The sequence below is a fragment of the Candidatus Poriferisodalis sp. genome (assembly GCF_965204125.1).
In the GTDB taxonomy this organism is placed as follows: domain Bacteria; phylum Actinomycetota; class Acidimicrobiia; order Acidimicrobiales; family Poriferisodalaceae; genus Poriferisodalis.
On record NZ_OZ241968.1, the window covers coordinates 1,365,169 to 1,390,869 of the forward strand.

26 protein-coding genes and 3 tRNA genes are annotated in these 25,701 nt (G+C 66.1%); 15 read left to right on the plus strand and 14 right to left on the minus strand.

Annotation, left to right across the window (positions count from 1 at the left end):
* The first annotated feature begins 76 nt into the window (after positions 1 to 76).
* A complete protein-coding gene (locus tag ACOGXD_RS06420) occupies positions 77 to 1,492 on the plus strand; it encodes an NAD-dependent malic enzyme (RefSeq protein WP_419917060.1) in 1,416 nt (471 codons plus the stop codon).
* Positions 1,493 to 1,623: 131 nt separating this feature from the next.
* Here the strand turns inward: ACOGXD_RS06420 and ACOGXD_RS06425 are convergent.
* The 6 genes from ACOGXD_RS06425 to ACOGXD_RS06450 all read right to left on the minus strand — a co-directional run bounded on the left by ACOGXD_RS06425 (position 1,624) and on the right by ACOGXD_RS06450 (position 4,714).
* Positions 1,624 to 1,696: transfer RNA gene (locus ACOGXD_RS06425), tRNA-Phe, on the minus strand.
* Position 1,697: 1 nt separating this feature from the next.
* A tRNA-Asp gene (locus tag ACOGXD_RS06430) sits at positions 1,698 to 1,772 on the minus strand.
* Between the two features lie 80 nt (positions 1,773 to 1,852).
* On the minus strand, positions 1,853 to 3,121 hold the full coding sequence (locus ACOGXD_RS06435; RefSeq protein WP_419917061.1) for a winged helix-turn-helix domain-containing protein: 1,269 nt from the start codon (positions 3,119 to 3,121) through the stop codon (positions 1,853 to 1,855).
* A gap of 36 nt (positions 3,122 to 3,157) precedes the next feature.
* The gene (gene rpmG / locus ACOGXD_RS06440) at positions 3,158 to 3,322 is read right to left on the minus strand and encodes a 50S ribosomal protein L33 (RefSeq protein WP_323671457.1); all 165 of its coding nucleotides are present in this window, start codon (positions 3,320 to 3,322) and stop codon (positions 3,158 to 3,160) included.
* Entirely contained in the window at positions 3,322 to 3,558 is a 237-nt protein-coding gene (rpmB, locus tag ACOGXD_RS06445) for a 50S ribosomal protein L28 (protein WP_419854909.1), read from the minus strand. Before rpmB ends, rpmG begins: the two co-directional genes overlap by 1 nt.
* A 70-nt stretch (positions 3,559 to 3,628) precedes the next feature.
* Complete coding sequence (locus ACOGXD_RS06450; protein WP_419917062.1) at positions 3,629 to 4,714, minus strand: LLM class flavin-dependent oxidoreductase; 1,086 nt, start codon at positions 4,712 to 4,714, stop codon at positions 3,629 to 3,631.
* 76 nt (positions 4,715 to 4,790) lie between these two features.
* Here ACOGXD_RS06450 and ACOGXD_RS06455 point away from each other — a divergent pair, with 76 nt between their 5' ends.
* Together ACOGXD_RS06455 and ACOGXD_RS06460 are read left to right on the plus strand one after the other, a co-directional pair.
* The gene (locus ACOGXD_RS06455; RefSeq protein WP_419917063.1) at positions 4,791 to 5,330 is read left to right on the plus strand and encodes an NUDIX hydrolase; all 540 of its coding nucleotides are present in this window, start codon (positions 4,791 to 4,793) and stop codon (positions 5,328 to 5,330) included.
* Between the two features lie 92 nt (positions 5,331 to 5,422).
* Positions 5,423 to 5,674, plus strand: a complete 252-nt coding sequence (locus ACOGXD_RS06460; RefSeq protein WP_419917064.1) for an antitoxin HicB — start codon at positions 5,423 to 5,425, stop codon at positions 5,672 to 5,674.
* Positions 5,675 to 5,744: 70 nt separating this feature from the next.
* Here ACOGXD_RS06460 and ACOGXD_RS06465 read toward each other — a convergent pair whose 3' ends face one another.
* A complete protein-coding gene (locus tag ACOGXD_RS06465; RefSeq protein WP_419917065.1) occupies positions 5,745 to 6,056 on the minus strand; it encodes a hypothetical protein in 312 nt (103 codons plus the stop codon).
* A gap of 220 nt (positions 6,057 to 6,276) precedes the next feature.
* Between ACOGXD_RS06465 and ACOGXD_RS06470 the strand changes: the two genes are divergently transcribed.
* Together ACOGXD_RS06470 and ACOGXD_RS06475 are read left to right on the plus strand one after the other, a co-directional pair.
* Positions 6,277 to 6,993 carry a response regulator transcription factor gene (locus tag ACOGXD_RS06470; RefSeq protein WP_419917066.1) on the plus strand — a complete coding sequence of 239 codons (717 nt, stop codon included), beginning with the start codon at positions 6,277 to 6,279 and terminating at the stop codon, positions 6,991 to 6,993.
* The gene (locus ACOGXD_RS06475; RefSeq protein ID WP_419917067.1) at positions 6,990 to 8,390 is read left to right on the plus strand and encodes an ATP-binding protein; all 1,401 of its coding nucleotides are present in this window, start codon (positions 6,990 to 6,992) and stop codon (positions 8,388 to 8,390) included. The genes ACOGXD_RS06470 and ACOGXD_RS06475 overlap by 4 nt, the downstream gene beginning before the upstream one ends.
* 19 nt (positions 8,391 to 8,409) lie before the next feature.
* Here ACOGXD_RS06475 and ACOGXD_RS06480 read toward each other — a convergent pair.
* From ACOGXD_RS06480 to ACOGXD_RS06495, 4 genes are all read right to left on the minus strand, one after another.
* Positions 8,410 to 8,482 (minus strand) — tRNA-Glu (locus tag ACOGXD_RS06480).
* Between the two features lie 13 nt (positions 8,483 to 8,495).
* Complete coding sequence (locus tag ACOGXD_RS06485) at positions 8,496 to 8,984, minus strand: DUF2017 family protein (protein WP_419917068.1); 489 nt, start codon at positions 8,982 to 8,984, stop codon at positions 8,496 to 8,498.
* Between the two features lie 56 nt (positions 8,985 to 9,040).
* Entirely contained in the window at positions 9,041 to 9,349 is a 309-nt protein-coding gene (gene clpS, locus ACOGXD_RS06490) for an ATP-dependent Clp protease adapter ClpS (RefSeq protein WP_419917069.1), read from the minus strand.
* A 4-nt stretch (positions 9,350 to 9,353) separates the two neighbouring features.
* Positions 9,354 to 10,346, minus strand: a complete 993-nt coding sequence (locus tag ACOGXD_RS06495) for a COX15/CtaA family protein (RefSeq protein ID WP_419917070.1) — start codon at positions 10,344 to 10,346, stop codon at positions 9,354 to 9,356.
* A 36-nt stretch (positions 10,347 to 10,382) separates the two neighbouring features.
* Between ACOGXD_RS06495 and ACOGXD_RS06500 the strand changes: the two genes are divergently transcribed.
* From ACOGXD_RS06500 to ACOGXD_RS06535, 8 genes are all read left to right on the plus strand, one after another.
* Entirely contained in the window at positions 10,383 to 11,282 is a 900-nt protein-coding gene (locus tag ACOGXD_RS06500) for a heme o synthase (protein ID WP_419917071.1), read from the plus strand.
* A gap of 111 nt (positions 11,283 to 11,393) precedes the next feature.
* Positions 11,394 to 13,160, plus strand: a complete 1,767-nt coding sequence (locus ACOGXD_RS06505; RefSeq protein WP_419917072.1) for a cbb3-type cytochrome c oxidase subunit I — start codon at positions 11,394 to 11,396, stop codon at positions 13,158 to 13,160.
* Positions 13,160 to 13,780 (plus strand): cytochrome c oxidase subunit 3, encoded by a 621-nt coding sequence (locus tag ACOGXD_RS06510; RefSeq protein WP_419917073.1) that lies wholly within the window; start codon positions 13,160 to 13,162, stop codon positions 13,778 to 13,780. The genes ACOGXD_RS06505 and ACOGXD_RS06510 overlap by 1 nt, the downstream gene beginning before the upstream one ends.
* Positions 13,781 to 13,787: 7 nt before the next feature.
* Positions 13,788 to 14,576, plus strand: a complete 789-nt coding sequence (locus tag ACOGXD_RS06515) for a hypothetical protein (protein ID WP_419917074.1) — start codon at positions 13,788 to 13,790, stop codon at positions 14,574 to 14,576.
* Positions 14,576 to 15,739 (plus strand): cytochrome c oxidase subunit II, encoded by a 1,164-nt coding sequence (gene coxB, locus ACOGXD_RS06520; RefSeq protein ID WP_419917075.1) that lies wholly within the window; start codon positions 14,576 to 14,578, stop codon positions 15,737 to 15,739. The genes ACOGXD_RS06515 and coxB overlap by 1 nt, the downstream gene beginning before the upstream one ends.
* Before the next feature lie 32 nt (positions 15,740 to 15,771).
* Complete coding sequence (locus tag ACOGXD_RS06525; RefSeq protein ID WP_419917076.1) at positions 15,772 to 17,835, plus strand: cytochrome c oxidase subunit 4; 2,064 nt, start codon at positions 15,772 to 15,774, stop codon at positions 17,833 to 17,835.
* Complete coding sequence (locus tag ACOGXD_RS06530) at positions 17,828 to 18,511, plus strand: cytochrome c oxidase subunit 3 (protein ID WP_419917077.1); 684 nt, start codon at positions 17,828 to 17,830, stop codon at positions 18,509 to 18,511. The genes ACOGXD_RS06525 and ACOGXD_RS06530 overlap by 8 nt, the downstream gene beginning before the upstream one ends.
* An 11-nt stretch (positions 18,512 to 18,522) precedes the next feature.
* On the plus strand, positions 18,523 to 18,900 hold the full coding sequence (locus tag ACOGXD_RS06535) for a cytochrome C oxidase subunit IV family protein (protein WP_419917078.1): 378 nt from the start codon (positions 18,523 to 18,525) through the stop codon (positions 18,898 to 18,900).
* Between the two features lie 30 nt (positions 18,901 to 18,930).
* On the opposite strand, the gene dndE is transcribed toward ACOGXD_RS06535, so the two are convergent.
* The 3 genes from dndE to dndC are packed head-to-tail and all read right to left on the minus strand — an operon-like array spanning position 18,931 to position 22,845.
* Entirely contained in the window at positions 18,931 to 19,314 is a 384-nt protein-coding gene (gene dndE, locus ACOGXD_RS06540; RefSeq protein ID WP_419917079.1) for a DNA sulfur modification protein DndE, read from the minus strand.
* 4 nt (positions 19,315 to 19,318) lie between these two features.
* Complete coding sequence (gene dndD, locus ACOGXD_RS06545; RefSeq protein WP_419917080.1) at positions 19,319 to 21,292, minus strand: DNA sulfur modification protein DndD; 1,974 nt, start codon at positions 21,290 to 21,292, stop codon at positions 19,319 to 19,321.
* Complete coding sequence (gene dndC / locus ACOGXD_RS06550; protein ID WP_419917081.1) at positions 21,292 to 22,845, minus strand: DNA phosphorothioation system sulfurtransferase DndC; 1,554 nt, start codon at positions 22,843 to 22,845, stop codon at positions 21,292 to 21,294. Before dndC ends, dndD begins: the two co-directional genes overlap by 1 nt.
* 108 nt (positions 22,846 to 22,953) lie before the next feature.
* On the opposite strand from dndC, the gene ACOGXD_RS06555 reads away from it, so the two are divergent.
* Together ACOGXD_RS06555 and ACOGXD_RS06560 are read left to right on the plus strand one after the other, a co-directional pair.
* Complete coding sequence (locus ACOGXD_RS06555) at positions 22,954 to 24,093, plus strand: aminotransferase class V-fold PLP-dependent enzyme (protein ID WP_419917367.1); 1,140 nt, start codon at positions 22,954 to 22,956, stop codon at positions 24,091 to 24,093.
* Positions 24,094 to 24,095: 2 nt separating this feature from the next.
* Positions 24,096 to 25,574, plus strand: a complete 1,479-nt coding sequence (locus ACOGXD_RS06560) for a DNA phosphorothioation-associated putative methyltransferase (RefSeq protein WP_419917368.1) — start codon at positions 24,096 to 24,098, stop codon at positions 25,572 to 25,574.
* Positions 25,575 to 25,701: the final 127 nt, after the last annotated feature.

The following is a 25,701-nucleotide window of genomic DNA, read 5'->3' on the forward strand; positions in this document are numbered from 1 at the left end:
GCCAAATCGACGGGTCCAGCCCAATACCCTGCCTGCCCATTATCCGGACAGCGCCCCGGGCGCGCCAGGAGCACCGATGACTGCCACTGCGGGGTCGCGACCCACCGCCGCCTATTCCGCCACGCTCGAAGTCGAGCTGGCCCACCAGCCGGGCACGCTCGGCCGGCTGTGCACGGCGATCGGCGACGTAGGCGGCAACATCCAGAGCCTCGACGGCTTCACCATCACCCAGGGCACCCTGCGCCAGCACATCGTGGTGGATGCGTCCAGCGAGCAGCACATCGTTCAGATCTGCGACGCAGTCAACGGGCTCGAAGGCATCACGGTCATCTCCTCGATGGACCGCACGTTCGAGCTGCACGAGGGCGGCAAGCTCGAGACAGTCACCCGCATCCCGCTGCGCAATGCCGATGACCTCTCCATGGCCTATACGCCCGGCGTCGCTCGTGTCTGCCGGGCGATCGCCGATCAGCCCGAGCGTGTACACGACCTGACGATCAAGGGCAACACGGTCGCCATCGTCAGCGACGGCACGGCGGTGCTCGGTCTCGGTGACATCGGCCCGGCGGCCGCGATGCCGGTCATGGAGGGCAAGGCGCTGCTGTTCAAGGAATTCGCCGGCGTGGACGCGTTCCCGATCTGCCTCGACGTCAACGAGCCCGACGAGATCGTGGAGACGGTCATCCGGCTGGCGCCCACCTTCGGCGGCATCAACCTGGAGGACATCGCGGCACCCGGGGCCTTCGAGGTCGAGGAAGCGCTGCGGGCCGCGCTCGACATCCCCGTGTTCCACGACGACCAGCACGGCACCGCAGTGGTCGCGCTGGCTGCGCTCGAGAACTCGGCGCGGATCGTGGGCAAGGAGCTGGCGAACCTGCGCTGCGTCATCCTGGGGGCGGGTGCCGCCGGGGTTGCGACCGCCAAGATCCTGCTGGGCGCCGGCATCGGCGACGTGATCGCCTGCGACCGCAAGGGCACCATTCATCCCGGTCGCTCCGAGCTGAACCACGCCAAGGAATGGCTGGCGGCCAACACCAACGCCGAGCGCGTGGCCGGCTCGGTGTCCGACGCGATGGCCGGCGCCGACGTGTTCTTCGGACTGAGCGGTCCTGGGCTCATCACCCGCGACGACGTGGAGACGATGGCGGAGCGCCCGATCGTGTTCGCCATGGCGAACCCCGACCCTGAGATCCTGCCCGACGCCATCGGCGACATCGCCGCCGTGGTGGCCACGGGCCGCAGCGACTACCCCAACCAGATCAACAACGTGCTGGCGTTCCCCGGCATCTTCCGTGGCGCCTTCGACGCGGGCGCCACCGACATCACCGAGAACATGAAGATCGCCGCCGCCGAGGCCATCGCCGCAGGAGTCTCCAGCGACGACCTCAGCCCCGACCTGGTCATCCCCACAGCCTTCGACCGCTCAGTAGTCCCAGCAGTGGCCTCCGCCGTAGCAACCGCAGCCCAAAAAGACCAAGTAACCCGCCGCTAAACAGGCCACACCCAAGCGCCCCACGAGAGTCGTCGCGACGGCACCCCTTAAGTTCGCGGCCGAGGGGCGAAGCCCTTCGAGCTTTCTATTGTTGTGAGCGGGGGCGAAGCCCCTTCGCTCGCACTAGGCAGTGGTCGGGACCGGCGTCGATCCGGTGACCTCACGCTTTTCAGGCGCGCGCTCTGCCAACTGAGCTACCCGACCGCGGTCCCGACGGGATTTGAACCCGCGACCTCTGGCTTGACAGGCCAGCGTGAACTCCAGACTTCACCACGGGACCAGCTGTATTGCTGTGTGCTTGCGCCGACGTCGAGATCGGGATCTCTGCCGATGCAAGCGCAGCAACGATAGCCACCTCGATCAGCAATCAGCGCTGCTGACCGCTGCGGTCAGACGGCCGGCAAGATTGCCGCGAGACAGCACTGACACTCCCTCGCCGCCGCACCACGCTGACAGCGCATGCAGCTCGGCTGCCAGTGCCTCCAGAGCGTCTGCGGAGGCCGCGGCGCCGCTGGGCCATGACGCCGGTTCAGCCCACGCAGCCGGTACTTCCAGCACGTTGCGTTCCCGGTCGAAGCGCACATCGAGGCGCGCCGCCAGCGCATCGTCGTGCAGGAACGGCAGCACGAAGTAGCCGTACTGCCGCTTGGCCTTGGGCGTGTAGATCTCGATGCGGTAGTGAAAGCCGAAGAGCCGCTCTGCGCGGGGGCGGTGCCACACCAGCGGGTCGAACGGGCTGAGCAGCACCGACCTCGACCGTCGCCGGGCAGCGCGCTGGCCGGCGGGGACATACCCCGGCCGATCCCAGCCCTCCACTGTTACCTGGCGGAGCTGGCCGCTCTCGACGAGCTCCGCTATGCGAGCGGGCGCTATGCGCTTCGGCAGGCGGTGGTAGTCGATGAGATCATCGGCGGTGGCTACGCCGAGGCACCGGGTGGCGTCTGCCAGCAGCGCCCGGTGCGCGTCGGGTTCGTCCACAACCGTCTCGACCACCTCGCTCGGCAGCACCCGTTCGATCACGTCGTAGCGCCGCACGAATCCGGTGCGTTCGGCCACGCCGACCCGGCCTGCCCAGAACAGCCACGCCAGCGCCAGCTTCCCGTTGCTGCGTGTTCCCCAGGGCCCGCGCACGCCCGGTCCCCACTCCATCGCAGCATCCACCTCAGCCGTGGATGCGGGGCCGTTGGAGTCGAGCCAAGCGAGCGCCGCACGAATCTTGGGCTGGTTGGCCTCTCCGAAGCGGGCGTAGCCGCTCCACATGTCGCCGGCAGCCCCCCGGCGCATCCGCCAGCCGAACAGCGGCCAGTCGGCCACACGCACGAACGACGCCTCATGGCCCCAGTACTCGGTCAGCTCCCGCTCGTCTGCGCGGCGTGCGTACGCCGCCCGCTCGAGCAGCCCCAGCACGGCGTCATGCGTGCCGCCCATCCGGGCGCGCAGCACCAGCAGGTGCGAGCGCGCCAGCACATTGACGGCGTCGATCTGCAGCAGGCCCATGCAATCCATGGCCCGTCGCAGATGCCGGAGGTCCAGCCGCCCACCCGGCAGCGGTGAGGCGAGCCCTTGGGCGCCGATGGCGAGCCGTCGCGCCGCCCGCAGGCTCAGGCGAGCAGGCCGCGCCGCGGTCATGCGGTGCTCATGGGGCGCCCTCGACGGCGCCGCCGCTCAGCGTTCTTCTTTGAAGATGACGTGCCGGCGCAGCACCGGGTCGTACTTGCGCAGCTCGATCCGGTCGCGGGTGTTGGTCTTGTTCTTGCGCGTCGTGTACGTGTAGCCGCTGCCCTCGGTGGACTTCAGCTTGATGACGGGACGCTTGTCGCTCTTGGGCATCAGACTTTCTCCCCACGACGGCGCAGATCGGCCACCACCGACTCGATGCCGCGCTTGTTGATGGTCTTGATGCCCTTGGCGCTGACGGTCAGCGTGACCCAGCGACTCTCGTTGGGCACCCAGAACCGCTTCCGCTGGATGTTCGGCTTGAACCAGCGCTTCGTCCGCCGATGCGAGTGCGACACGTTGAAGCCCGAGTGCGGCCGGCGGCCGGTGACTTGGCAGATGTTGCTCATGGGTGCCAGCTCCGCAGGATGGGCTCAACAGCAGCGCACAAGGCTAGCGAGCAGTCTCGTACCGACCCACTCAGCCGGCCGCCAGCCGGGGAATGATCTCGTTGCCGACGCGTTCGAGCACCTCGTAGCGGGGATCGAAGTTGGGCAGGATCATGATCTGGTCGAGCCCGCGCTCGCCTAGGTCCGCTAGCCGTTCGGTGACCGCCTCGGCCGTGCCCACGATGCAGGTGGCATCGATGAGCTCGTCGGTGAGGAACCGAGCCTCTTCGGGCAGCACCCAGCAGTTGTGGCCGGCGTGGATGCGCTGGTGGATGCGATCGGGGTCGGTGTCGTCGAGCATCGCGCAGTACTCGTCCCAGACCGCTTCCAGGCGTGCCCCGGGCGACCGGCCGAACTGCCGGTACTGGTCGTAGGAGTAGTGCAGCGACGCCATCGCGAAGGCACCCGCCTCGTGATGGACCCGCTCGCGCTGGCTGGCGAGTGTCTCGCCGTCGTCGAGGATCACGATGGTGGTGAGCGAGCACATCAGGTAGTCGGCGCGGTCGATTGTGCGGTCTGCCTGGGCGGCGCCTTCTTCGATGTACTCCCAGACGCGCGCCGTGGCCGAGCCGTCTGGCGGCACCGAGAGCACTGCGCCATCGCCGTAGCGACCCGCCAGCCCCAGCGAGCGCGGCCCGAAACCCGACACGTACAGCGGGATCTCGTCGTCGAAGTTGACAAACCCGTTGTCCGGCATGATGTGGCGGATCGGCTGCGCGCTGCCGCCGAAGTGGTGGACGGCTTCCTCGCCACGCAGCATCGGTCGCAGCGCTGCTAGGTACTGGTCGAACTCGGCGATGCGCTGGGGCTTGTGTCCCATGATCCGCATCGCCGTATTGCCGGTGCCGATGCCGAGGAATGTCCGCCCGGGCGCGAGCGCGTTGATCGTGGCGATCGACGCGGCGGTCACCGGAGCAGGCCGCGTGCCCGAGACCGACACGCCGGTGCCGAGCTGGATGGTGCTGGTGCGCTCAGCGGCAAGCGCCAGGGTGGCGTAGCAGTCCGACCACAGCATGTGGCTGTCCGCGAACCAGGCATGCGTGTAGCCGAGCTCCTCGGCCCGCTCGACGTAGTCGAGATCGCCGATGTGCGATGCGATACAGATTCCCAAGTCCATGTCTGTCCCCCGTTGTCGATCCCGCCAACCGCCGACATGTACATCCCGGCCAGCGCGGACACGCTAGACACGAAGCGTGGCATCCGATGGGGCCAAGTCGTCGAAGAAAGGCCGCAAGAAGTCGGTCCAGGCTCCTGCCGCGCAGCTCACGGTCAAGGCACGCCGGCGCCACATCGAGCGGGGCCGCTATTCCAGTGCGCCCGTGGACCGGGCGGCCGGCGGCGTGGTGTGCCACGACGGTGCCGTGCTGGTGGTGCACCGGCCGCGGTACGACGACTGGTCATTGCCGAAGGGCCACCTCAACCGGGGCGAATCCTGGGAGGAGGCGGCATTGCGCGAGGTCCGCGAGGAGACGGGCGTGCGGTGCGCGATCACGTCTGCGCCCTACCCGGTCAGCTACATGATCGCCAGCGGGGTGCCCAAGCTGGTGCTCTTCTACGCGATGGCCCCGGCGAAGATGCCCAAGCGGCTCGCGGGCGACCCGAGCGAGGTCGACGAGGTGGCCTGGTGGGACATCGCCGACGCCGTACGGGCACTGAGTTACGAAACCGAACGCGAAGCCTGCGCCGCGCTCACCATCTCCCATCTCCGCCGCAGCACCTCCGCCGCCGGCTAGTCGCCACCGTCACGTTCCGCGCCACGGCGGAGACGCGAAGCCGTATCAGGTGCGTCAGGTACTGCGTGCCGTCGACATGATGGAGACCGGCAATGAATGATCCTCGGTACCAGTTTCGAGTGTCGTGGTCAGACGAGGATCACGCCTGGATTGGAGTGTGCAACGGGTTCGTGCTGGTGAGTCACATTGCTGCGACCGAGGCGGACTGCCTCCGCGGAATCCGTGAGCTGGTGGACGACATCGTTGCGGACCTGCAACGTAACGGCGAGGCATTGCCTCGGCCGCTCCCTTGGGATGCATTCGACGCTCCGCTTCTCGACACAGCGGTCGGCACGACCAACTGACCACACGGCTCAGCAACTGAGGCGCTCCGCCGCCGGCTCGAAACCGAGGCCCCGGCTGCAACTGCAGTCCTTAGGTGGTCAATGCGAGCTGGTGCGATATCTCGCCGACGTTCTGGCGGAACACCGCCGAGCCCGACATCGACCAGTGCTTCGGGTACAGGTACGACACCGTCACCTGATTCCCGAGAGTGCGCACCTTCCAGACGAACGGCTCAACGTCGCCGATGTCCGCTGCCGCGGCCCGGGATAGAGCCGTCTTCAGCGTTAAGCGCACGCACTCGGCTTTGAACTTGTTCGGGGTCGTGCTGAACGGCACTCGGCGATGCTGCCAGCGCACGAACGGGACCAGCCACGCAGGCCACAACATGATGATGATCAGCAACACACTGAGGTTGCTGCTGAACAGATTCCAGAGCATCAGCGAGCAAAACGTTGCCGTGTAACGGAGGGACCACACGATGTGCTCGCGGCGGTCCCTAGGGCCTGCGCTCAGCCAACGCCACCAGTTCAGCACGCTAAGAAACTAACTCGGCGGGGACTTTCGGCACCTGCCGGCTCGGCCTCTCATGGGTTTCTCATGAACGGCGTTCCAGAATGAGGCCATGGGTGCTGATCTGCCGAACCGGAGCAGCCCCGCGGTGGCCGTCGTCGACGACGATCAACGCATTCGAGCGGCCTTGCGACGCGCCTTGCAGATCGAGGGTTATGACGTGCTCGAAGGCAGCGATGGCCTCGAGGGCGAGGCGCTGGCCGGCCGGGCAGACGTGATGGTGCTGGATGCCACCATGCCGAACCTGGGCGGTTTCGAGCTGTGCCGCCGCCTGCGCGCCGCCGGGAGCCGCCTGCCGATCCTGCTGCTGACGGCGCGGGGCACCACTGCGGATCGGGTGGAAGGCCTCGATGCCGGCGCTGACGACTACTTGGCCAAGCCGTTCGCGCTCGACGAATTGCTGGCTCGACTGCGGGCACTGCTGCGCAGGAGCGCTGAGGGCTCCTCGCCGGAGGAAGGCGAACGGCTGGCGTGCGCCGGCATCGTGCTCGACACCGCCAGCTACGAGGTGACCTGCGCGGGCGAGCCCATCTCGCTGACCCACACCGAGCACCGGCTGCTGGAGCTGTTCCTGCGCAACCCGGGTCGTGTTCTGCATCGCGACGAGATCTACGACACGGTGTGGGGCTACGACGCGTCGCTGGCCTCGAATTCCTTGGAGGTCTACGTCGGCTACCTGCGGCGCAAACTCGCAGCGGCAGCGGGTTCCGACGGTCACAGGCCGATCCAGACCGTGCGCGGTGTGGGCTACGTGCTCCGACCCACATGAGCTTCCGTACCCGGCTCGGGCTGCTGGTGGCAGCCTCGGTCGCCGTCGCAGTGCTGGCGGTCTCGGGGGTAGCGCTCTGGATTGCCCGAGCCGAGGCCCGGTCGGCACTCGATCGCAAGCTGGACGACCGCGTCGCCGTGCTGGTCGCGAGCGGCGGGCGTCTGCCCGAGCGCCGCAGCGTGCAGTTCTTCGGGCGATTCGTGCCCCGGGACGTGCTCGCCCAGATCGTGGCCCCGAACGGCGCAGTGGTGTACGCGTCTGACGAGGTGCTGCCGGTAACACCCGCAGACGTTGCCGTGGCCAATGGCCGGGCTCGTCGGCATCGAACCGATGTGTCAGCGGACGGTGTACGCCTCCGGGTCTTGACCGTGCCGGTAGCGCCCGTGGGAGCGCTGATGGTCGCCAGCCCGCTCGACGAGGTCGACGCGAACGTGGCGGGCCTGCGCAACGCGCTGGCTGTTGTGGCCGCCATCGGCGTCGCGGGAGCCGGACTGCTGGGATTTCTGGTGGCGGGTCGTGCCATCCGGCCGGTTCGGCGGCTCACCGATGCGGCACGGAACGTCGCGCAGACCCAGGACCTGGACCAGCCCATCGAACTTGAGCGCGACGACGAGCTGGGCGAGTTGGCTCGCAGCTTCAACGCGATGCTGGAGGCCTTGGCGCTGTCACGCGCCCAGCAGCGTCGGCTGGTCACCGACGCAGGCCACGAGCTGCGGACACCGCTCACCAGCATCCGCACCAACATCGAACTGCTGGCGCGAGCCGAGCAGGTTGCGGCCCAACCAGCGGCCGCGACGGCTTCCGACGCGCCTGTCGGCGATGCAGTCGTTGCACTCGACAGCAATGAGCGCCGCCAGATGCTCGACGATGTCCAGTTCGAGCTCGACCAGCTCACCGAACTGGTGAACGAGCTCGTCGAGCTGGCGACCGACCAGCGATCCCAGGGCGAGCCGGAGCGCGTCGATCTGGCCGAGCTGGCTGCGTCGGTCATGGACCGGCACCGCCGCCGGACCGAGACGGATTTTGTGACCGCGTTCGAGTCGTGCGAGGTGGTCGTGAATGCAGCGTTGGTGGAGCGAGCGATCGGCAACCTCGTCGACAACGCCGTGAAGTGGTCGCCTCCGGGCGAGCCCATCGAGATCAGCGTCGCCGCAGTCGACCGGGAGGCTCACGTCCGAGTGCGCGACCACGGACCGGGCATCCCCACCGCCTTGCGTGAGACGGTATTCGAGCGCTTCTACCGGACCCCCGAAGCACGCGCTCAACCCGGTTCCGGCCTCGGGCTGTCCATCGTCGACTACGTAGCTCGCAGTCACAACGGCTCAGCGTCGGTCATCGACACCGACGGCCCCGGCACTACCGTCGAGATACGTCTGCCGCTTGCCCAACTTGAATGAAACAGCCGTCGGGTTCCAGCACCCCCAACGGGATTCGAACCCGTGCCGCCGGCGTGAAAGGCCGGTGTCCTAGGCCGCTAGACGATGGGGGCAGGGCGTCTCAGGCTACGCGGTGGTGGCGTCGATGAGTTCTGCGAGCAGCCCGCCGAGGTAGTGGTAGCGCAGCCGCGGGCGCTGCGCGGGGTCGTGCGGATCGATCTCGGCGGGATCGTCCTCCTCGGAGATGTCGAGCTGGGTGCCGAGCACCAGGCGCAGCTCGTTCAGGCCCTGCATCCAAGCGGTGACCTGCTCGTCGTCGAGGTGGTCGGCAGCGAGCGTGCCGTCGAGCAGGTCGAGGTGGTCGAGGCGCTCGGCCAGCAGCTCGTCGCGCATCAGCCGCTGGTATTCGGCATCGCGGTCGGGGTCGCTGAGGTAGGCGGGCGGGAACAGGCGGCGCAACGAGGGATCCAGCCCGTCGCCGCCGTCGCGCGCCGGCGTGTGGTCGAGCAGATTGGATCGCAGCTCGCCCACCATCTCTGCCAGCAGGCGCCGCTCCCAGTCGGCGAGGTGCACGCTCACCAGCGAGCCGCGAGCCCCGAACCGTGTGCCGCTCACAGGGCCTCCGCCATCAGAGCGCCGCTCAGTCGCTGGCGCAGCACTGCGGGCACAGCTCAGTTGTCCTTCTGCATGGTGGCCCAGAGGCCGTACTCGTGGAGCCTGAACACATCCAGCTCGGCCTTCTCACGTGAGCCCCACGCGACGGCGGCACGGCCCTTGTTGTGCACATCCAGCATCAGCTCGGTGGCCTTGGCCTCGCTGTAGCCGAACAGCTTCTGGAACACGAACACGACATAGCTCATCAAGTTGATCGGGTCGTTCCAGACCAGCACCACCCACGGCACATCAGTGCTGTGCTCGTCCTCGTTGGTCGGATCGCGGACAACTTCGGGGTCGGCAACGGCTGGAGCGGTCGGGCTCACGGGTTCATTCTGCGAAGCCGCGGCCCGCGATGCCAACCGATTCGGCAATGCCAGTCTCTGCTGAGGCGTGCCGTCCAGTCTCTGCTGCAAGCACCAGGCGGGTCATCGTGATCGTGAGCAGCGTTGCGCCGACGACATGCAGCGCCACGAGCAGCACCGGCAGCTCATTGAAGTACTGCACGTACCCGATCGCGGCCTGCACGGCCATGACGCCGATCACGGTCCGAATGCGCCGCCCAAGCTCGGCCGTTGCGTCGCCCCCCTGCGTCGCGGCCAGCCGTCGCACCCGGAAGGCGAGCAGCAGGGTGGTCGCAGCCAGCACTGCCACGGTGATGCCGTGAATGCGGGCCACCGACGGCAGGGCGTACTGCAGACGCTCCACATGTTCGTCACCGCCGTGGGGCCCGGTGCCGGTCACCACCGTGCCGGTCCACAGGGCCGCAGCCGTGAGCGCCGCGGCCAGCCATGCGAGTGTCCGGACCTGCGTCGGCAGCCGGGCAGTGCCGATACCGCCGGGCGGCGGCTCCCACGACGCTCGATGCTGCAAGACAACCGCAGCCGACACCAGCACCTGTGACGCCAGGAAATGCGACATCACGATCGGCGGCGACAGGTGGGTCAGCACGGTCACGGCGCCGAGGCCGATCTGGAAGATCACGCCGGCCACCAGGCCCAGCGACCACCACACCAAGTCGCCCCGGCGGGGTTGCCGCCACCACGACGCAGCGACAGCCGCGACGACAGCCACCGACACCAGGCCGGTCACGATGCGATTGCCGAATTCCACCCAGCCGTGAAAGTCGGCCGCGGGTACGAACTCGCCGGGTTCGCAGGTCGGCCAGTCGCTGCATCCCAGGCCGCTGCCCGTGAGACGCACAAGCGAGCCAGTGACGACGATCGCCACGAGCGACCAGAGGGCCCAACGCGCGATCGTGGCGAAGCGCTCGGGCGTGACGTACCGCCTGCGCCCTTGCGGCGACGGCTCCGGCAAATTCACGCTGAAACGTTAGGGGCGACTCGTAGCCTCACATCAATGCTGGCGGCGCTGCGCCCATCACTGCGTGGATCGACACTGCGGGGATACGTCGCGCTCACCAAGCCGCGCATCATCGAACTGCTGCTGGTGACGACGGTGCCGCCGATGTTCGTGGCCGAGCGTGGCGTGCCCTCGGTGGCGCTGATGCTGTTCACCGTGGTCGGCGGCACGCTGTCGGCGGCCGGCGCCAACACCTTCAACATGTACATCGATCGCGACATCGACGCGACCATGGCCCGCACGGCCCACCGCCCATTGGTGGTCGGCACGGTGACACCGCGCGCAGCGTTGATCTACGGCGTGGTGCTCGAAGCGGCAGCGTTCGGGATCCTGTGGTGGGGCGCCAACCTGCTTGCAGCCCTGCTCGCGCTGGCTGCGTGCCTGTTCTACGTGTTCGTGTACACGCTGTGGCTGAAGCGGTCGTCGGCCCAGAACATCGTCATCGGCGGTGCGGCCGGCGCCGCGCCGGTGCTCGTCGGCTGGGCCGCCGTGACCGGCACGCTGTCGCTCGAAGCCTGGATCGCGTTTGCGATCGTCTTCTTCTGGACGCCGCCGCATTTCTGGGCGCTGGCCATCCGTTATGCCGACGACTACGACACCGCCGAGGTGCCGATGCTGCCGTCGGTGGCCAGCGAGCGCTCGGTGCTGGTCCAGATGACGCTGCACACCCTCGCGGTGATCGCGCTGTCGCTGTGGTTTGCCGTGGCAGCCGACGCCGGAGGCCTGTACTGGGTGGTTGCGTCGGCCGGCGGCGCCGCGTTCGGATGGCAGCTCGTGACGCTGTGGCGAGCGCTGACGCCCCAGTCCGCGATGCGCGTGTTCCACACCTCGATCGCGTACTTGGGGCTGCTGTTCGCGGCGATGGCTGTCGACGTGGTCGTCCGGCTCAGCTGGTGATGCAGTTGTGCTGCGAACAATCTGGTTGAGGGGGCCGCGGGTCGCTAGAGTGCGCCGTTGGCGTCGCCCCAAAGCGGCGCCGCCAGCCGAGTTCGGGAACCACATCGCCGCATGACCGACGCCACTACCGAAGCGACGCATTCGGGAGGAACTGCCGGGGCCGTCCCGGCGGAAGACCCGACGGCGTTCGGCTGGCTCAACACTGCCGACCACAAGCGCATCGGCCGGCTGTTCATCGCCTGCTCGCTGCTGTTCGCCCTGGCCGGCGCGATCGCAGATCTGCTTGTGCGCTTCGACCTGGCCTCGTCCAGCGGGCACACCGTCCTCAACGGCGATTCCTTCGTGCAGGTCTTCACGTTCACCCGCGACGCCCTGGTGTTCGGCATGCTCATCCCGCTGTTCCTGGGCATCGCCATCTATGTGGTCCCACTGCAGGTGGGGGCGCCGAACATCGCCTTCGGGCGCGCAGCGGCCCTGTCGTTCTGGGGCTGGCTGGTGTCGGCGGGCGTGCTCGTGGGGGCCTATATCGCCAACGGCGGTCCCGGCGGCGGTTTCTCGGACGGCGTGGATCTGCACCTGCTGGCTCTCGCAGGGCTCGTGATCTCGCTGCTCACCGGGGCGATCTGTGTTGCCGTCACCACGCTCACCATGCGTGCGCCGGGCATGTACATGGACCGCACCCCGCCGTTCGCCTGGTCGGCGCTCGTCACCGCGTCGATGCTGGTGGTCAGCCTCGGCGTGGTGCTCGGCCAGATCGTCATTCTCTATGTGGAACACCGCTACGGCCCCCGCTTTCTCGGAGGCAACTACGGCATCTGGTCGCGCATCGACTGGATGTACCGCACGCCGCAGCTGTTCATCTACGTGGTGCCGGTGCTCGGCGTGGTCGCCGAGATCATGCTGGCCGCCGCACGCCGCTGGGTCTTCGAGCCGCTGGCGCTCTACTTCACGATGGGGCTCGTCGGGCTCTTCGGCTTCGGCGCGTGGGCCAACTTCGGCATCACCGACGAAGGCGCCGACATCGTCGACGGCCTCGAGGGCATCGTGCTGGTCGGCCTGTATGCGGGCGCCCTCGCAGGAGTCTCGGGCTTGCTGGCGCTGCTGGGCTTCACGCTGTGGCAGAGCCGCAACCGGCCGCGGCCTCGCAGCGGCGCAGTGTCACTGACGCGGCCCAACACGGCGGTGGTCGCTGCGTTCGGCGCCGGGACGCTCATCGCTGCCGCCGCACTGGTGGGCCTGATCGGCGCCGGCGTGGACTGGCTGCAGATCGCGGGACGCGGCACCGACGGGAATGCCCCGCTGCGATTCACCACCTGGGTCACCGGCCAGCAGAGCCTGCTCATCTATGGCGCAGGGCTGCTGGGCGGGCTGGCTGCGCTGCACTGGTGGGCGCCCAAGATCTGGGGTCGGCGGCTGTCCGAGCTTGCCGGGTTCGCCAGCCTCCTGGCGATCGGCGTCGGCGCTCTGGTGGCATGGCTGGGTCCGACGCTGTCAGGCGCTTTCACCGAGCAGCCGCAGTTCGTGTATGGCGCGCCGCTGCTGACCACTCGCTATGCCAGCCAGGTTGACGGTTCGGGCGCTGAAGGCCTGTCGGCGCTTGGCGCCGTCGGTGTCGTCATCGTGCTGGTCGGCGTGGTGCTCGTGGTGCTGAACCTGCTCGTGAGTGTGGCCATGCGCAAGGGCGCCGAAACCGAGGCCGACCCGTGGGACGGGTTGACACCCGAGTGGCTGCTGCCCTCGCCGCCCCCGCTCGGCCCTGCCGCGGCCTTGCCGGAACTCACCTCGGGAACCCCTTTGCTCGATGCTGAGCTGAACGGGAACGGGCTCAACGGGAGCGGGGCCGCGGCCGAACGCGCCGTGGAGGAGGTGCCGGCCTGATGGCGGACACGACGAGCACCGTCGAAGCTCCGCAGCCGGGGCGTTACAGCGTTCCCGGCCCGCCGCCGCGCCCCCGCAGCCAGCTCGTCGGCACCGGGTTCGCCATCGCGGCCGGAGCCATGGCGGTGGCCGGGGCACTGGGCCACTACATGGCGCGCCGTCATGCATCGGGCATCGACCCCGGCCACGACTGGCTGGCCGGCCAATCGGTGCCGAATCCGCAGCTCGTCTACGCCCTCATCACCCTGCTGGTCTCCGTGGTCACGGCGCACTGGGCGGTGTGGGCCAGCGGCCGCGGCGAGCGCGGCCATACCTGGGTGGGCATGGCGCTCACCCTGGTGATGGGGCTCGCCTTCTTCAACATGGTGATGTTCAGCCTGAACCGCATGGAGCTCGAGATCGGCTCGGGCGAATGGGCGACCTTGGCGTACGCGGTCACCGGGCTCTCGCTGGCCATCTTGATTGTCGGGATGTTCTACCTGGGCCTGATGACACTCCGGTCGCTGGGAGGCAGCGTGGGCCGCGACCGTTCGACGCCGCTGGGCGCAGCGGTCTTCTTCTGGGATTTCGCCGTGCTTGCGTGGGCCGCCACCTGGTACGTCGTGTACGTGGTGAAGTAGGGGATCGATGGTCGGCATCGCCAGCAGGTACTTCGCCGGGCGCATCGCGCTGGCTGCCGCGGCCGCAGTGGCAGTGGGCCTGCTCACGGGCATGGACGGCACCGGTCACGTGGTCATGTACGCCACGATCGTGCTGGGCGTGGCCGCCGGGGCCTTCGCCCTGCTGTTCGCCCTGGCACTGACGGTGGGTGACGGCGACTCGCTGGATCGGGAGCACTCGCACGAGCACCGTCCGACCCCGGCGTACTGGCCGATCATGGCGGCGGTGGGCATGGGCGTGCTCATGGTGGGGCTGGTGACCGACTCCCTGCTCACGATCGCGGGCGTGGCCTTGCTGCTGATCTCCGCCATCGAGTGGACCATGAGCGCATGGGCGGAGCACCTGTCCACCGATGCAGAGTCGAACGCGGTCGAGCGCGCACGATTGCTGCGGCCGTTCGAGATCTCGCTCTACGGCGCGCTGGGCATCGCCATTCCGGTGGTGCTCGCTTCGCGCATCTTCCTGACCGTCAGCAAGACGGCGGCGAGCTATGCAGCCATCGTGATCGCGGCGGTGATCCTGGCGTTCGCCTTCCTCGTGTACGCCAAGCCGCAGCTGCGACGCGCCGTCACGGCGTCGATGCTGGTGCTGGGCGGCGTCGCGCTCATCGTCGCGGGCATCACCTCAGCCGTGATCGGCGAGCGTGAGTTCCACCACATCGGCGGTCACGCCGAGGCCGATGATCACAGCGAGTCCGACGATCACGGCGCCGGCGGGTCAGGTGAGATGAGCGAGTCCGACGGAGGGCACGAGTGATGGGCGCTCGCTTTGCTCGACGCTGTTTCCTTGCCGTGCTGGCGCTGCTCGGTTTGCTGCTGGCGGGCTGCGCCACCGGTCGCCTCGATGCCACCAAGCCGATCGGGGAGGAAGCCCGCGACATCGATGGCCTCATGCGCCTGTCGGGCTGGATGGCAGTCGGCGTCGGCATCTTCGTGGCTGCCGCAGTTGTCACGATCATCGTGAAGTTCCGGGCCAAGCCCACCGACGACCCCGACGACCTGCCGCCGCAGATCCACGGCAATCGCAAGGCCGAGCTGACGTGGACGATCATCCCGACGGCGATGCTGGTGTTTCTCACGATCTACACGCTGCCGACGGTGTTCGCGCTGGCCAAAGAAGGCGACGGCCCCACGATCAAGGTCGAGGGCCAGCAGTGGTGGTGGCAGTTCAGCTACGACCTCGACGAAGACGGCCTCTACGAGATCGTCACGGCGAACGACTTGGTCATCCCGACCGGCGAGACGGTCAACCTCGAGATTCACTCCAACGACGTCATCCACTCGTTCTGGATCCCCCAGCTGAATGGCAAGAAGGACGCCGTGCCCGGCCGCATTCACGAGTGGCTGATCAGTTCCGACGAACCGGGCATCTTCTACGGCGAGTGCGTGGAGTTCTGCGGGCTGAGCCACGCCAACATGCAGATGCGAACCATCGCGCTCACTCCCGCGGAATTCGAACGCTGGAGGCAAGAACAGCTCGACGGCACGGAGGCGGCGCAAGTGGCGCCCGCTGAGGAATCGGCCGCAGCGGCCGGCGCCGCACTGTTCGAGACCCACTGCATCAGCTGCCACGTGGTCGACGGCGCCTACGAGAGCGCGGCCGGAGGCAACGCCAACCTGCTCGCGGGCGTCGCGCCGAATCTCACCAACCTGATGAGCCGTACGGCCTTTGCCGGAGCGCTGTACGAGACTTACCAGATCGGACCCGACGGCGAGTACCTGCGCAATCCCGACGGGAGTCTCAAGCTCAACGTTGCCGAGCTGCGTGAGTGGGTGCGCAACGCGCCCGACATGAAGCCGGCTCGTGCCGACAACCAGCAGGGCATGCTGGACTTCTCCGAGGTGTTGACCGATCAAGACCTCGACAATCTGATGGCCTACCTGCAGACCCTCGGCAGTGAGCCGGTGCTGCCCCGATGAGCGCCGACGCACGGGCCTAGGAGGACGACTCGATGGCAATCATCACCGATCAGCCGGAAAGTGAAGCACCGGGCACCGAGCTTGAGGTGGCTGACGGCACCTCCGATCACGACGACTCACCGCGTACCGGCGTCTTCGCCCGCCCCACGCACGCAACCGGCTGGCGCGAGTGGCTCTTCACGGTGGACCACAAGAAGATCGGGATCATGTACGGCGCCCTCGCGCTGTTCTGGTTCCTGATCGGCGGCCTCGAGATCGGGCTGGTGCGCCTGCAGCTATGGGCACCCGACGGCGAGGTGATCAGCGCCGACTTCTACAACCAGCTGTTCACCATGCACGGCGTCACCATGGTCTTCTTGGTGATCATGCCGCTGGCGAACGCGTTCGCGAACTACCTCGTGCCGCTGCAGATCGGCGCCAGGGACGTGGCCTTCCCGCGCATGAACGCGCTGGGCCTCTGGGTCTTCTTCTTCGGCGGCATCTTCCTGAATCTCAGCTGGTTCCTCGGCGGAGGCGCCGACGGCGGCTGGTTCGCCTATGCGCCCAACACCGGCATGACCTTCAGCCCCGGCCACGGCATGGATTTCTACGCCCTGGGCCTGCAGATTGCCGGTATCGCCTCGCTGCTGGGTGCCATCAACCTGCTGGTGACCATCATCAACATGCGCTGCCCGGGCATGAGCCTGCTGCGCATGCCGGTGTTCACCTGGATGATCCTGGTGGTGCAGTTCCTGCTGGTGTTCGCCCTGCCGGTCATCACGGTGGCGCTGATCCTGTTGACATTCGATCGAACCTTCGATGCCAACTTCTTCAATGTCGACGCGGGCGCCGACCCGCTGCTCTGGCAGCACCTGTTCTGGATATTCGGCCATCCGGAGGTCTACATCCTGATCCTGCCGGCATTCGGCGTGGTGTCCGAGACGCTGCCGGTGTTCAGCCGCAAGCCGCTGTTCGGCTACCCGATCGTGGTGCTGTCGGGCGCGGCCATCGGCTTCATGGGATGGGGCGTGTGGGCGCACCACATGTTCACCTCGGGCATGGGGCCGGTTTCGGTGGCGGCGTTCTCGGCGACCACCATGTTCATTGCGGTGCCGACGGGTGTGAAGATCCTGAACTGGATCGCGACCATGTGGGCCGGCAAGGTCCGCTTCACCGTGCCGATGATGTTCTCGGTGTCGCTCGTGGCCATGTTCACGATCGGCGGCCTGTCCGGCGTCATGCATGCGATCGCACCCGCCGACACGCAGCAGACCGACACGTACTTCATCGTGGCGCACTTCCACTACGTGCTCGTGGGCGGCGCCCTCATGGGCATGTTCGCCGGCATGTACTACTGGTGGCCCAAGGCGTTCGGCTATCACCTCAACGACCGGCTCGGCCGCTGGCACTTCTGGCTGATGCTCCTGGGCTTCAACATCACGTTCGGGCCGATGCACATCGTGGGCTTGCAGGGCATGGCCCGGCGGCACAGCGTCTATGGCGAATTCGACGGTTTCGAGTTCTGGAACAAGATCGCCACGATCGGCTACTTCTTCATGCTCATCGCCATGGTGATCCTGGCCGTCAACATCTTCCGCACGTGGGGGCGCTACCGCCGGGGTCTGGAGCCGGGGGCCGGAGCCGACCCGTGGGACGGCCGCACGCTGGAATGGGCCATTCCGTCGCCGGTGCCCGAGCACAACTTCGATTACGTGCCCGTGGTAAGCGATGTCGACGACTTCTGGCACAAGAAATACCAGCCCGACGAGACCGGCAAGCTGCGACGGGTTGCCTACGGCAACGACATCGCCCAGATCGGCGATCAGCACCCGCACCTGCCGTCGCCCTCGTACTGGCCGATCGTGCTGGCGGCGGGCATGCCGCTCATCGGGTTCGGGCTGATCTACAACCTGTGGATCGCCGGCATCGGGCTGTTGCTGCTGGTCGGTTCCATGTTCGGCTGGACCCTCGAGCCAGCCACCGATCCCGATGCGGGCCACGGCCACGACGGGCATGGCGACCACGACGATGACCACGGCGGCGACCCCGACGGCCACGACGACCACAACGGCGTGCTGACAGCCAGCACAGCGAACGGGGAGGCCGCCGGTGACTGACACCCCCACGACCGCCGGCACGGCAGCCGCCGTCGAACCGGCCGAAGGCGACGAGCCGCAGATCGCCTACCCGCGCACGGAGTGGGACGACTACGAGATCGTCCCGCCCACCACGAGCCTGTCCAACGAGAAGCTGACGATGTGGACCTTCCTGGGTTCGGATTGCCTGCTCTTCGGGGCGCTGATCTCGACGTACTTGCTGCTGCGCAACCGTCAACCGCTGTCGGGTGAGGGGTCGCTGAAAGCGGCCGATCTGTTCGACATCCCGTTCACCTCGGTGAGTTCGTTCGTGCTGCTGATGAGCTCGCTCACCATGGTGCTCGCAGTGTCGGCGATCGCCAGGGGCGAGATGGAGCGCTGCAAGCTGTGGCTGCTGACCACCGCAGCGCAGGGTGCCGTGTTCATCGCCGGGCAGGTGTACGAGTTCACGAGCTTCTACCGGGAAGGCCTCGGGTACACCGTCAGCATCTCGTCGTCGGCCTTCTACACATTGACCGGTTTCCACGGCGTCCACGTGTCGCTGGGCATCATCATGCTGGTCACGCTGTGGGCCATGGTGAATCGGGGCATCATCGGTCCTGAGCGGGCGGAGACCGTCGAGATCATCGGCCTGTACTGGCACTTCGTCGACATCGTCTGGATCGTGATCTTCGCGGTCGTCTACCTGATCCCGTAGGAAGTGCAGCGATGAGCACCGCCACCGAAGCCGCATCCGAAGAGATCCACGATGCCGACGAGGCTCACGACGATCATGACCACGGCCTGAGCGACTTCGGCTACATCAAGGTCGCCCTGCTGCTCGCCGCGCTCACGGCAGCCGAGGTGCTGATCTACTTCGCGCCCCCGGGCCGGCTCGAGGTCCCGTTGCTGCTCATCCTGATGGTCGTCAAGTTCGAGATCGTCGTCGCCTACTTCATGCACTTGCGCTTCGACAACAAGCTGTTCACGTGGATGTTCGTCGGAGGGCTGGTGCTCGCCATCGCGGTCTACGCGGCGATGGGCACCTCCATGGTGTTCTGGACCGACCCGGCCGGCTGCGACCTCAGTCCCAACCTCGACTGCTGAGCATCGCCGCGCGTCCGCGCCTAGTGCTCGCTACTGGCTGCGCGTTGCGAGTGAGATCATCCCGCTGAGCGACTTGGTGTCCTCATCACCGATCAGGTACTTGATCCCTCGGTGCAAGTGCAGCCGGAACTGATTCGCGACAGCGTCCGGCGTCTGCTCAATGCCGTCTGCCTCGCAGCGCGCTCGGACGAGCGCTGCATAGAGGTCAGCCGATGCTCCTCCGAAGGTTGACCAGGACATCTCGACGTTCGACATCATGCCGATGTCTTGTTGCGCTGGAGCCGATTCCTCGGCGAGAGAAGCACACAGGGCCCAGCGGCACAGCACATTCCAGTTCTTGATTCCCGTGCGGCGCTTAAGCGTCGTCAGATGGATCTTCGCGCGTTCGTCCACGCGGACCACATCGACGGGCACCCCTCTAGTCGTCAAAGTAGCCCTCCGTCACAGATGTGGACCCTTCGGTCTCGTCAAAGTCGAGGCGATACTGCGCGCCGATGTGGGGCAGCAAACGTGTCAGGTGCTCGCCGACGATCTCTTCGTCTGTGGACAAGAGAACGACTTGGCGAGCCGCCTCGGGAAAGTAATGGTCTACGAGGTTTGTGCGGTGAGACCGGTCGAGCCGTCCGACCGGCGAGTCGATGACAGTCGGAAGGGTCATCCCAGTGCATTGCGACAGACCCCAAAGCACGGCAGTAGCCATGATCTGGCGTTCGCCTGCGCTCAGGCGCTTTGCGTCCAGAGGCTGGTCACATTCGTCGAGCAGGGTGACGGACAGATCCGACGGGTCGATCGATACGCCGTAAACCAGACCGTCCTTGCGCAACAGATCGCGTAGGGAGGAGTTGATTGCGTCAGTGATGCGACCGAGGTGCTTTCGGATCATGTGATCGGCAAACTCAGTCAGCACTTCATCGGCGGCCGTGACTTCACGAGCGATGCGAGCGGCGTTCGCGTCTGCCGCTCCAGCATCGAGGATTTCGTGAGCGAGATTGTCGACGGCGCGCTGTTCCTGTTCAACTCGTCGGTTCGCGTCGCCGAAGCTGAGAAGTGCACTCTCGACAGATCGCTCGGCGACACGGAGTTCGGCTTCAATCGTGGCGACGTCTTGCACGACGGACGCGATGGCGTCGTTCGTGGGCGCGGCAGCAAGTGTGCGTTCTAGGCGTTCTGACTCAGCGTGGTGTTCGGCGAGAGCGTCGACGAGCCGGCGCGCATCAGCCTGAAGTCCACGCATTCGGTTGCGCAGCAGCGACTGCGAAGTCTCCGCCGCATCGTGGGTGGGGATGAACGTTGGCGGTGGTGGAGATTCGGTGCCGTCAAGGTCGGCTTTGAACAGATGTCGGACTGCCGTGGCCTCAGCTCTGTCGAGGCCGAGTTGGGTCTCCAGCCGTTTCGCAATGTGTTCATCCCGGGATTCCATCCGGGAGCGAAGCTCGCCAGCAAGAGTGGCCGCGTCGTGCTGGTCGCGGGCGGCCGTGACAGCCTTTAGCAGGCTGGGAACAAGAGTCAGCGGTAGGTCACTGGCGGCGAGCTCGAGAAGCTCCCGTTCGACGGTGTCACCCGCCACGCCTGACTCGACGAGTCGGCGATTCAGGGCCTCGCGTTCGGCGTGCAAACCACCACCGGCTCGGGCGAGTCTGTCCGTTGCCTGTTGCAGCTGCGACTGCAGATCTGACCTGAGGCTCTGTGCCGCGTCGAGGACCTGTGCAGCAGCGTCCCGCTGCTCGGTGACGTCGGCAAGGGCGACTTCCGCGTCACCTAGCCTGAGCCGAAGATCGCTAGACGCCTCGGAATCGTGCGCCTTGGCGGCGCGACGTCGATAGTGCTGCAGGTCGCTCCGGAGTCGGTCGACGAGGTCGAGACCAAGCAGACCGAACATGCTTGTACGTAGCACCTCCGTCGAGGACGCGGGATCCGCGAGCGCCTCGATCTTCTCCCCGTCAAAGATTGCGAGCTCAGCAACTGCCATCGGCATGATGCCTTCGACGAATTCGGGCCATGCCCCGGTGAGGTCCGATCGTGATTCGCCGTTTGTCGTGACGAGCAAGCGATCGTTGGACCGTCCGCGGCTGGTGCGCCGCCAGCTGCGTTCAACGACATAGTGGACGATCTGTCCATCCTCGGCGCGGTCGAACTCGAGGGAGACCGAGGCCGTTCGTTCACCGTGATGGACGAGACCGTGCAAGTACTGGCCATAGGCCATGCCATTGAGGATTCGCCGAGCCCGATTCCCGTAGAGGACTAGGAGGATTGAATCGAGCAGCGATGTCTTACCGGTTCCGTTCTTGCCCCCGATGAGCGTGATCGGTTGCGTCGTGAGAGTCGAGAACGTCACGGTCTGCGCGCCGCGGTAGACGCCAACGTTGTTGAGGGTGAGCGAGTGCAGCCGCATCAAGTGCTCTCGTCGGCAGGTCCGCCTTCGATCACCTCGGTCAACGTCGTGCCGAAGTCGACCGGCAAACCGGCACCGACGGACTGGCGACCGCGCGTGAGGGCTCTCACTAGGTCGATTGCCTCGTCCGCTGAACTGAACCCTGATCGGTTGAATGCCGTGTCGATGTCGCCCCAGATGCCGCTTCGGCGGGCGGCGACGCGGTGACTGTGCTCGACGGAAACCAGCTCGCGCAGCAGTTCGTACTGGAGATCCGATCGGCTGAGTTCACGAAGTTCGGCGAGATCCTCGGTGTCGAATGGAAACTGGTCGTCGTACTTCGTCTGGCCTGGGAACGGATCGCCCGTTGCCTCTTTATAGATCGTGGGCAGCAAATCCTCGTGTTCATGCTTCTCGCTGACCCATATGTGTCGGATGAGATGCAGTTCGTCGAGGTTGATGAGTTCGATTTCTCTCACGTCATCTGGCCCGTTCGCGCGTACCCAAGTCTGGGCTTCCAGCACGAGCCGCAGCCAGTGGGCACGTCCGTCTTGGGTGTAGGGGCCAGGCACGTGCTGGCCATTGAATAGCGATACCCGACCGTTGAGCCGCCGGAAGTCCCGACGATTGCGGCCGTCGCTGGCGTCGGCAAGCTGGTCGCGAATGTCGAGGAGAGGCTGCATCCACTCCTTCTCGGCATCATTCTGAATCATCGCCGACATGGACTTGTCCTTCTCGACGACCGTGCAGGTCCAGCAGCCGAAGCGGGAGCTTCCGCAGCTCGGCGTCGAGGTATCCATCACGACGGGGCACTCGGCATCCGGGGACGCGGTTCGGTACATCGTCAGCAGCTGCTTGTTGTCGAAGCCCCATGGATTGGCCACCTGCATCAGGTAGAGCCAGACGTCATCGTCGGTCCAGTCCACGATCGGCCGGTACACCAGTGCTGAGGCCAAGTCGTTGTGGGGCGACAGATTCTGCCGCACGGACTGCTCGTCCCATTTGTCGATCCGAGCAGCTCGTGCGGCGGACTCGGCACGGCGCGCGCCCAGCACGATGATTGCCTCGCCGTTGTCTTTCACTACGGACCGAATGAACCTCGTCGTTGGGTTGATCTTCATCCGCTCTGTGCACCACCGAAACCGGCGGTTCGGGGCTGGATAGCCCCGTCCAATGAGGTTGACCCAAAAGGTCTCGTTTACATCTGGGGAGAGCACATGCGTCGAGACAGGTAGCCCCTGGTCGGCCGCGGCGATGCGCATGGCGTCGTGGGAGCGGTGGACCCAGGCTGCAACGGTGGGATTCTCGACGAAGGTGTCGTTGGTGATGACATGGACCTGCTTCGTTCGATCCTCAGGTGGCAGTTCTTGGAGAGCCTTCCAAATGACCTGCAGGGTCGCCGTCGAGTCCTTGCCGCCGGAGTAGCCGATGACCCAGGGGATTCCGTCTGCTCGGTACAGCGCCTTGACCCGCTCGACGAGTTCCGCAACCGTTGCACGGAGTCCGCGCTCTGCAAATGCAGAACCGTTCGATCGCGCCGTGCCGCTCCTCACTTCGACAGGTGTGTCGGTCATGAGGTCCCTCATTCGAGTTGCGGAGGCCAAGTTGGGGAGGCGACGGTTGCTCAACTACCTGTTGCCAACACATCGTAGGCTGAGACCAACTTGGGGGAACGGGTGCTGATGACCACGGCCGCCTACCTGGACTTTTGTGCGACCACGCCCGTCGACCCACGAGTCGCTGCGGTGGTGCGCCGCTACATGGAGGACGAATTCGGGAACGCTGGATCCCGAACGCACGAGTACGGGCTAGCCGCTTCGCGAGCAGTTGAGGCAGCGCGAGCACACGTGGCCGCAGTATGTGAGGCCAAGCCAGAGGAGATCATTTTCACCTCAGGCGCGACCGAGGCGAACAATCTGGCCCTGGTTGGGCTTGCCCCGCACGCCCGTGACAGCGGGCGTCGACACATGCTTGCTCTTGCCATCGAACACAAGGCTGTGCTCGATCCCCTCGACTCGATTGCGAAGTCCAACGACATCGACATCGAACTTGTCCCCGTGGGACAGCGAGGTTGGGTTGACCCCGAGGAGATCGAGAAACGTCTCCGTCCGGACACAGTCGTTGTCAGCACCATGCACGCCAACAACGAGACGGGCGTCATCCAGCCTCTAGAGGAGATCGCTGTGGTGCTCGGCGATCATGTGGCCTACTGGCATGTAGACGCCGCGCAGACCTACGGCAAGCTCGACGGGCTCGGCAACAGTCGCATCGACCTCATCTCGATGTCCGGGCACAAGCTCTATGGGCCGATGGGCGTTGGAGCGCTCGTTGCGCGCCGCCGCGGGTATCAACGCCCTCCGCTTAGCCCTCTGATGTTTGGCGGTGGTCAAGAACGAGGCCTTCGGCCCGGCACCGTGCCAGTTCCGCTCGTCGTCGGGATGGGGGAGGCATGCCGCTTGGCGACCAACGAAAAGGCGAGTCGCGCTGCCGCGTGCCAGATACAACGCACGCAGGTCACCGATGCGCTCTCGCAACTTTGTCCGCAGTACAACGGCGACCAGAACAAGACGCTCCAACATGTGCTGAACGTCTCGATTCCGGGGCTTGATGCCGAGGCAGCGATGATGATCCTCCGTGATCTTGTGGCCATCTCCAACGGCTCCGCCTGCACGTCCAGCTCCTACGAACCATCGCACGTGCTCGCCGCGATGGGGCTTGGATCAGAACGAACTCAAGGGGCCCTACGCATCTCTTGGTCGCACGAACCGATGGGCATCGACTGGGCCTCGGTCACGCAGCGGCTCTCCGACGCGCTGCGTTGACTGTGGCTGCCACGGAACGACGGCACCGGACAGCCATTGTCCGCGGTGCGCTGTCGCGACCGGTTCGCCTCGCTATCGACCTCGGCCTAGTAGACGCCGATACCTCAGTCTTCGACTACGGCTGCGGCTACGGCGAGGACTTGGATGAGCTGACTAAGGCCGGCATCAATGCCGCCGGCTGGGATCCTCACTTTCGGCCTGACAGTTCGAAGAAGGCGGCTGACGTCGTCAATCTCGGTTACGTCATCAACGTCATCCCAGACGTGGCTGAACGTCACAAGGTTGTGCTTGACGCTTGGCGACTGTCGGAGCGCGCGCTCGTCGTCTCTGCCCGGCTCGATAGCGAACGCCGGAATCTCACCAATGGCCGCCCCCACGGGGACGGGTTCGTGACCGCGCACGGGACGTTCCAGAAGTTCTATGGGCAAGGCGAGCTTCGTGGCTGGCTCGACACTGTCTTGGAAGTCGAGAGCATCGCGGTCGCACCGGGCATCTTCGTCGCCTTCAAGGCTGAGGAAGACGCCAACGATTTTCTGCTCCGAACCCGCCGCCGTCGACGTCTCGCGGTTCGCGTGTCGCGCAGCGATCGCATTTATGACGAGCACCGAACAGCACTCGACGCACTCATTGCATTCTTCGGAGAACGTGGGCGGCTGCCGGCCAAGACGGAACAACTGGAACTACAACGGCTGCTCGCGGACGCTGTCGGGTCGGTCCGAAGGGCGTGGCGTGTCGCCGTTGCTGTGACACCCGATGTCGACTGGGACGCCGTTGCCGCTGAGCGCCGCCAGGACTTGCTCGTCGAACTAGCACTCTTGAAACTCAACCGGCGCCCAACCTTCACCAAGCTTCCGGAGACCACGCGCCATGATGTGCGAGGACTCGTCGGCCCGTACAAGCAGGCCACAGCGGATGCTGATGAGTTGCTCTACAGCGCCGGGAACACTGCTCTCGTCAGCGAGGCTGCTGATCAGTCTCCGGTCGGCAAGCGATTGCCGACGTCTCTCTACGTTCACGAGTCCGCCCTGCAGGACCTGCCACCTGTCCTCCGTGTCTACGAGGGATGCGCACGATGGCTCGTCGGCGAGGTCGACGGTGCCAACCTCATCAAACTGGCCACAGACAAGCCAAAGGTCTCCTATCTCCAATACCCCGACTTCGACCGCCTTCCGCACCCAGTGCTCAGCAGAACCACATTCGTACGCATCGGAGCGCTAGACGTCGACGAACGCGATTACTCCGATTCGGACAACCCGCCGGTTCTTCATCGCAAGGAGACCTTCGTGGGACCCGACTATCCGCTCAAGAGCAAGTTCGAGCGATTGACGGTCCAAGAAGAGAGGTTCGGGTTGCTCGGGGGCGATACCAGAACGATCGGCAACCTACGTGGTTGGCAGGAGCGGCTTCAAGAGATGGGGTTGACGCTTCACGGCCATCGCGTGGTCCGGTCACGGTACGGTGATCCCCGAGGCTCGGTCTGAGCCATACGCGCAGCTCGCGAGCGCGGGAGCTGCACGGCGTGACGAGAGCGGATGGTGGCAAATCCAAGGCAGATCGACCATCTGAACTGGGGTGCTCAGATGTGCTGGGGTGAATGGGCAAACCCCC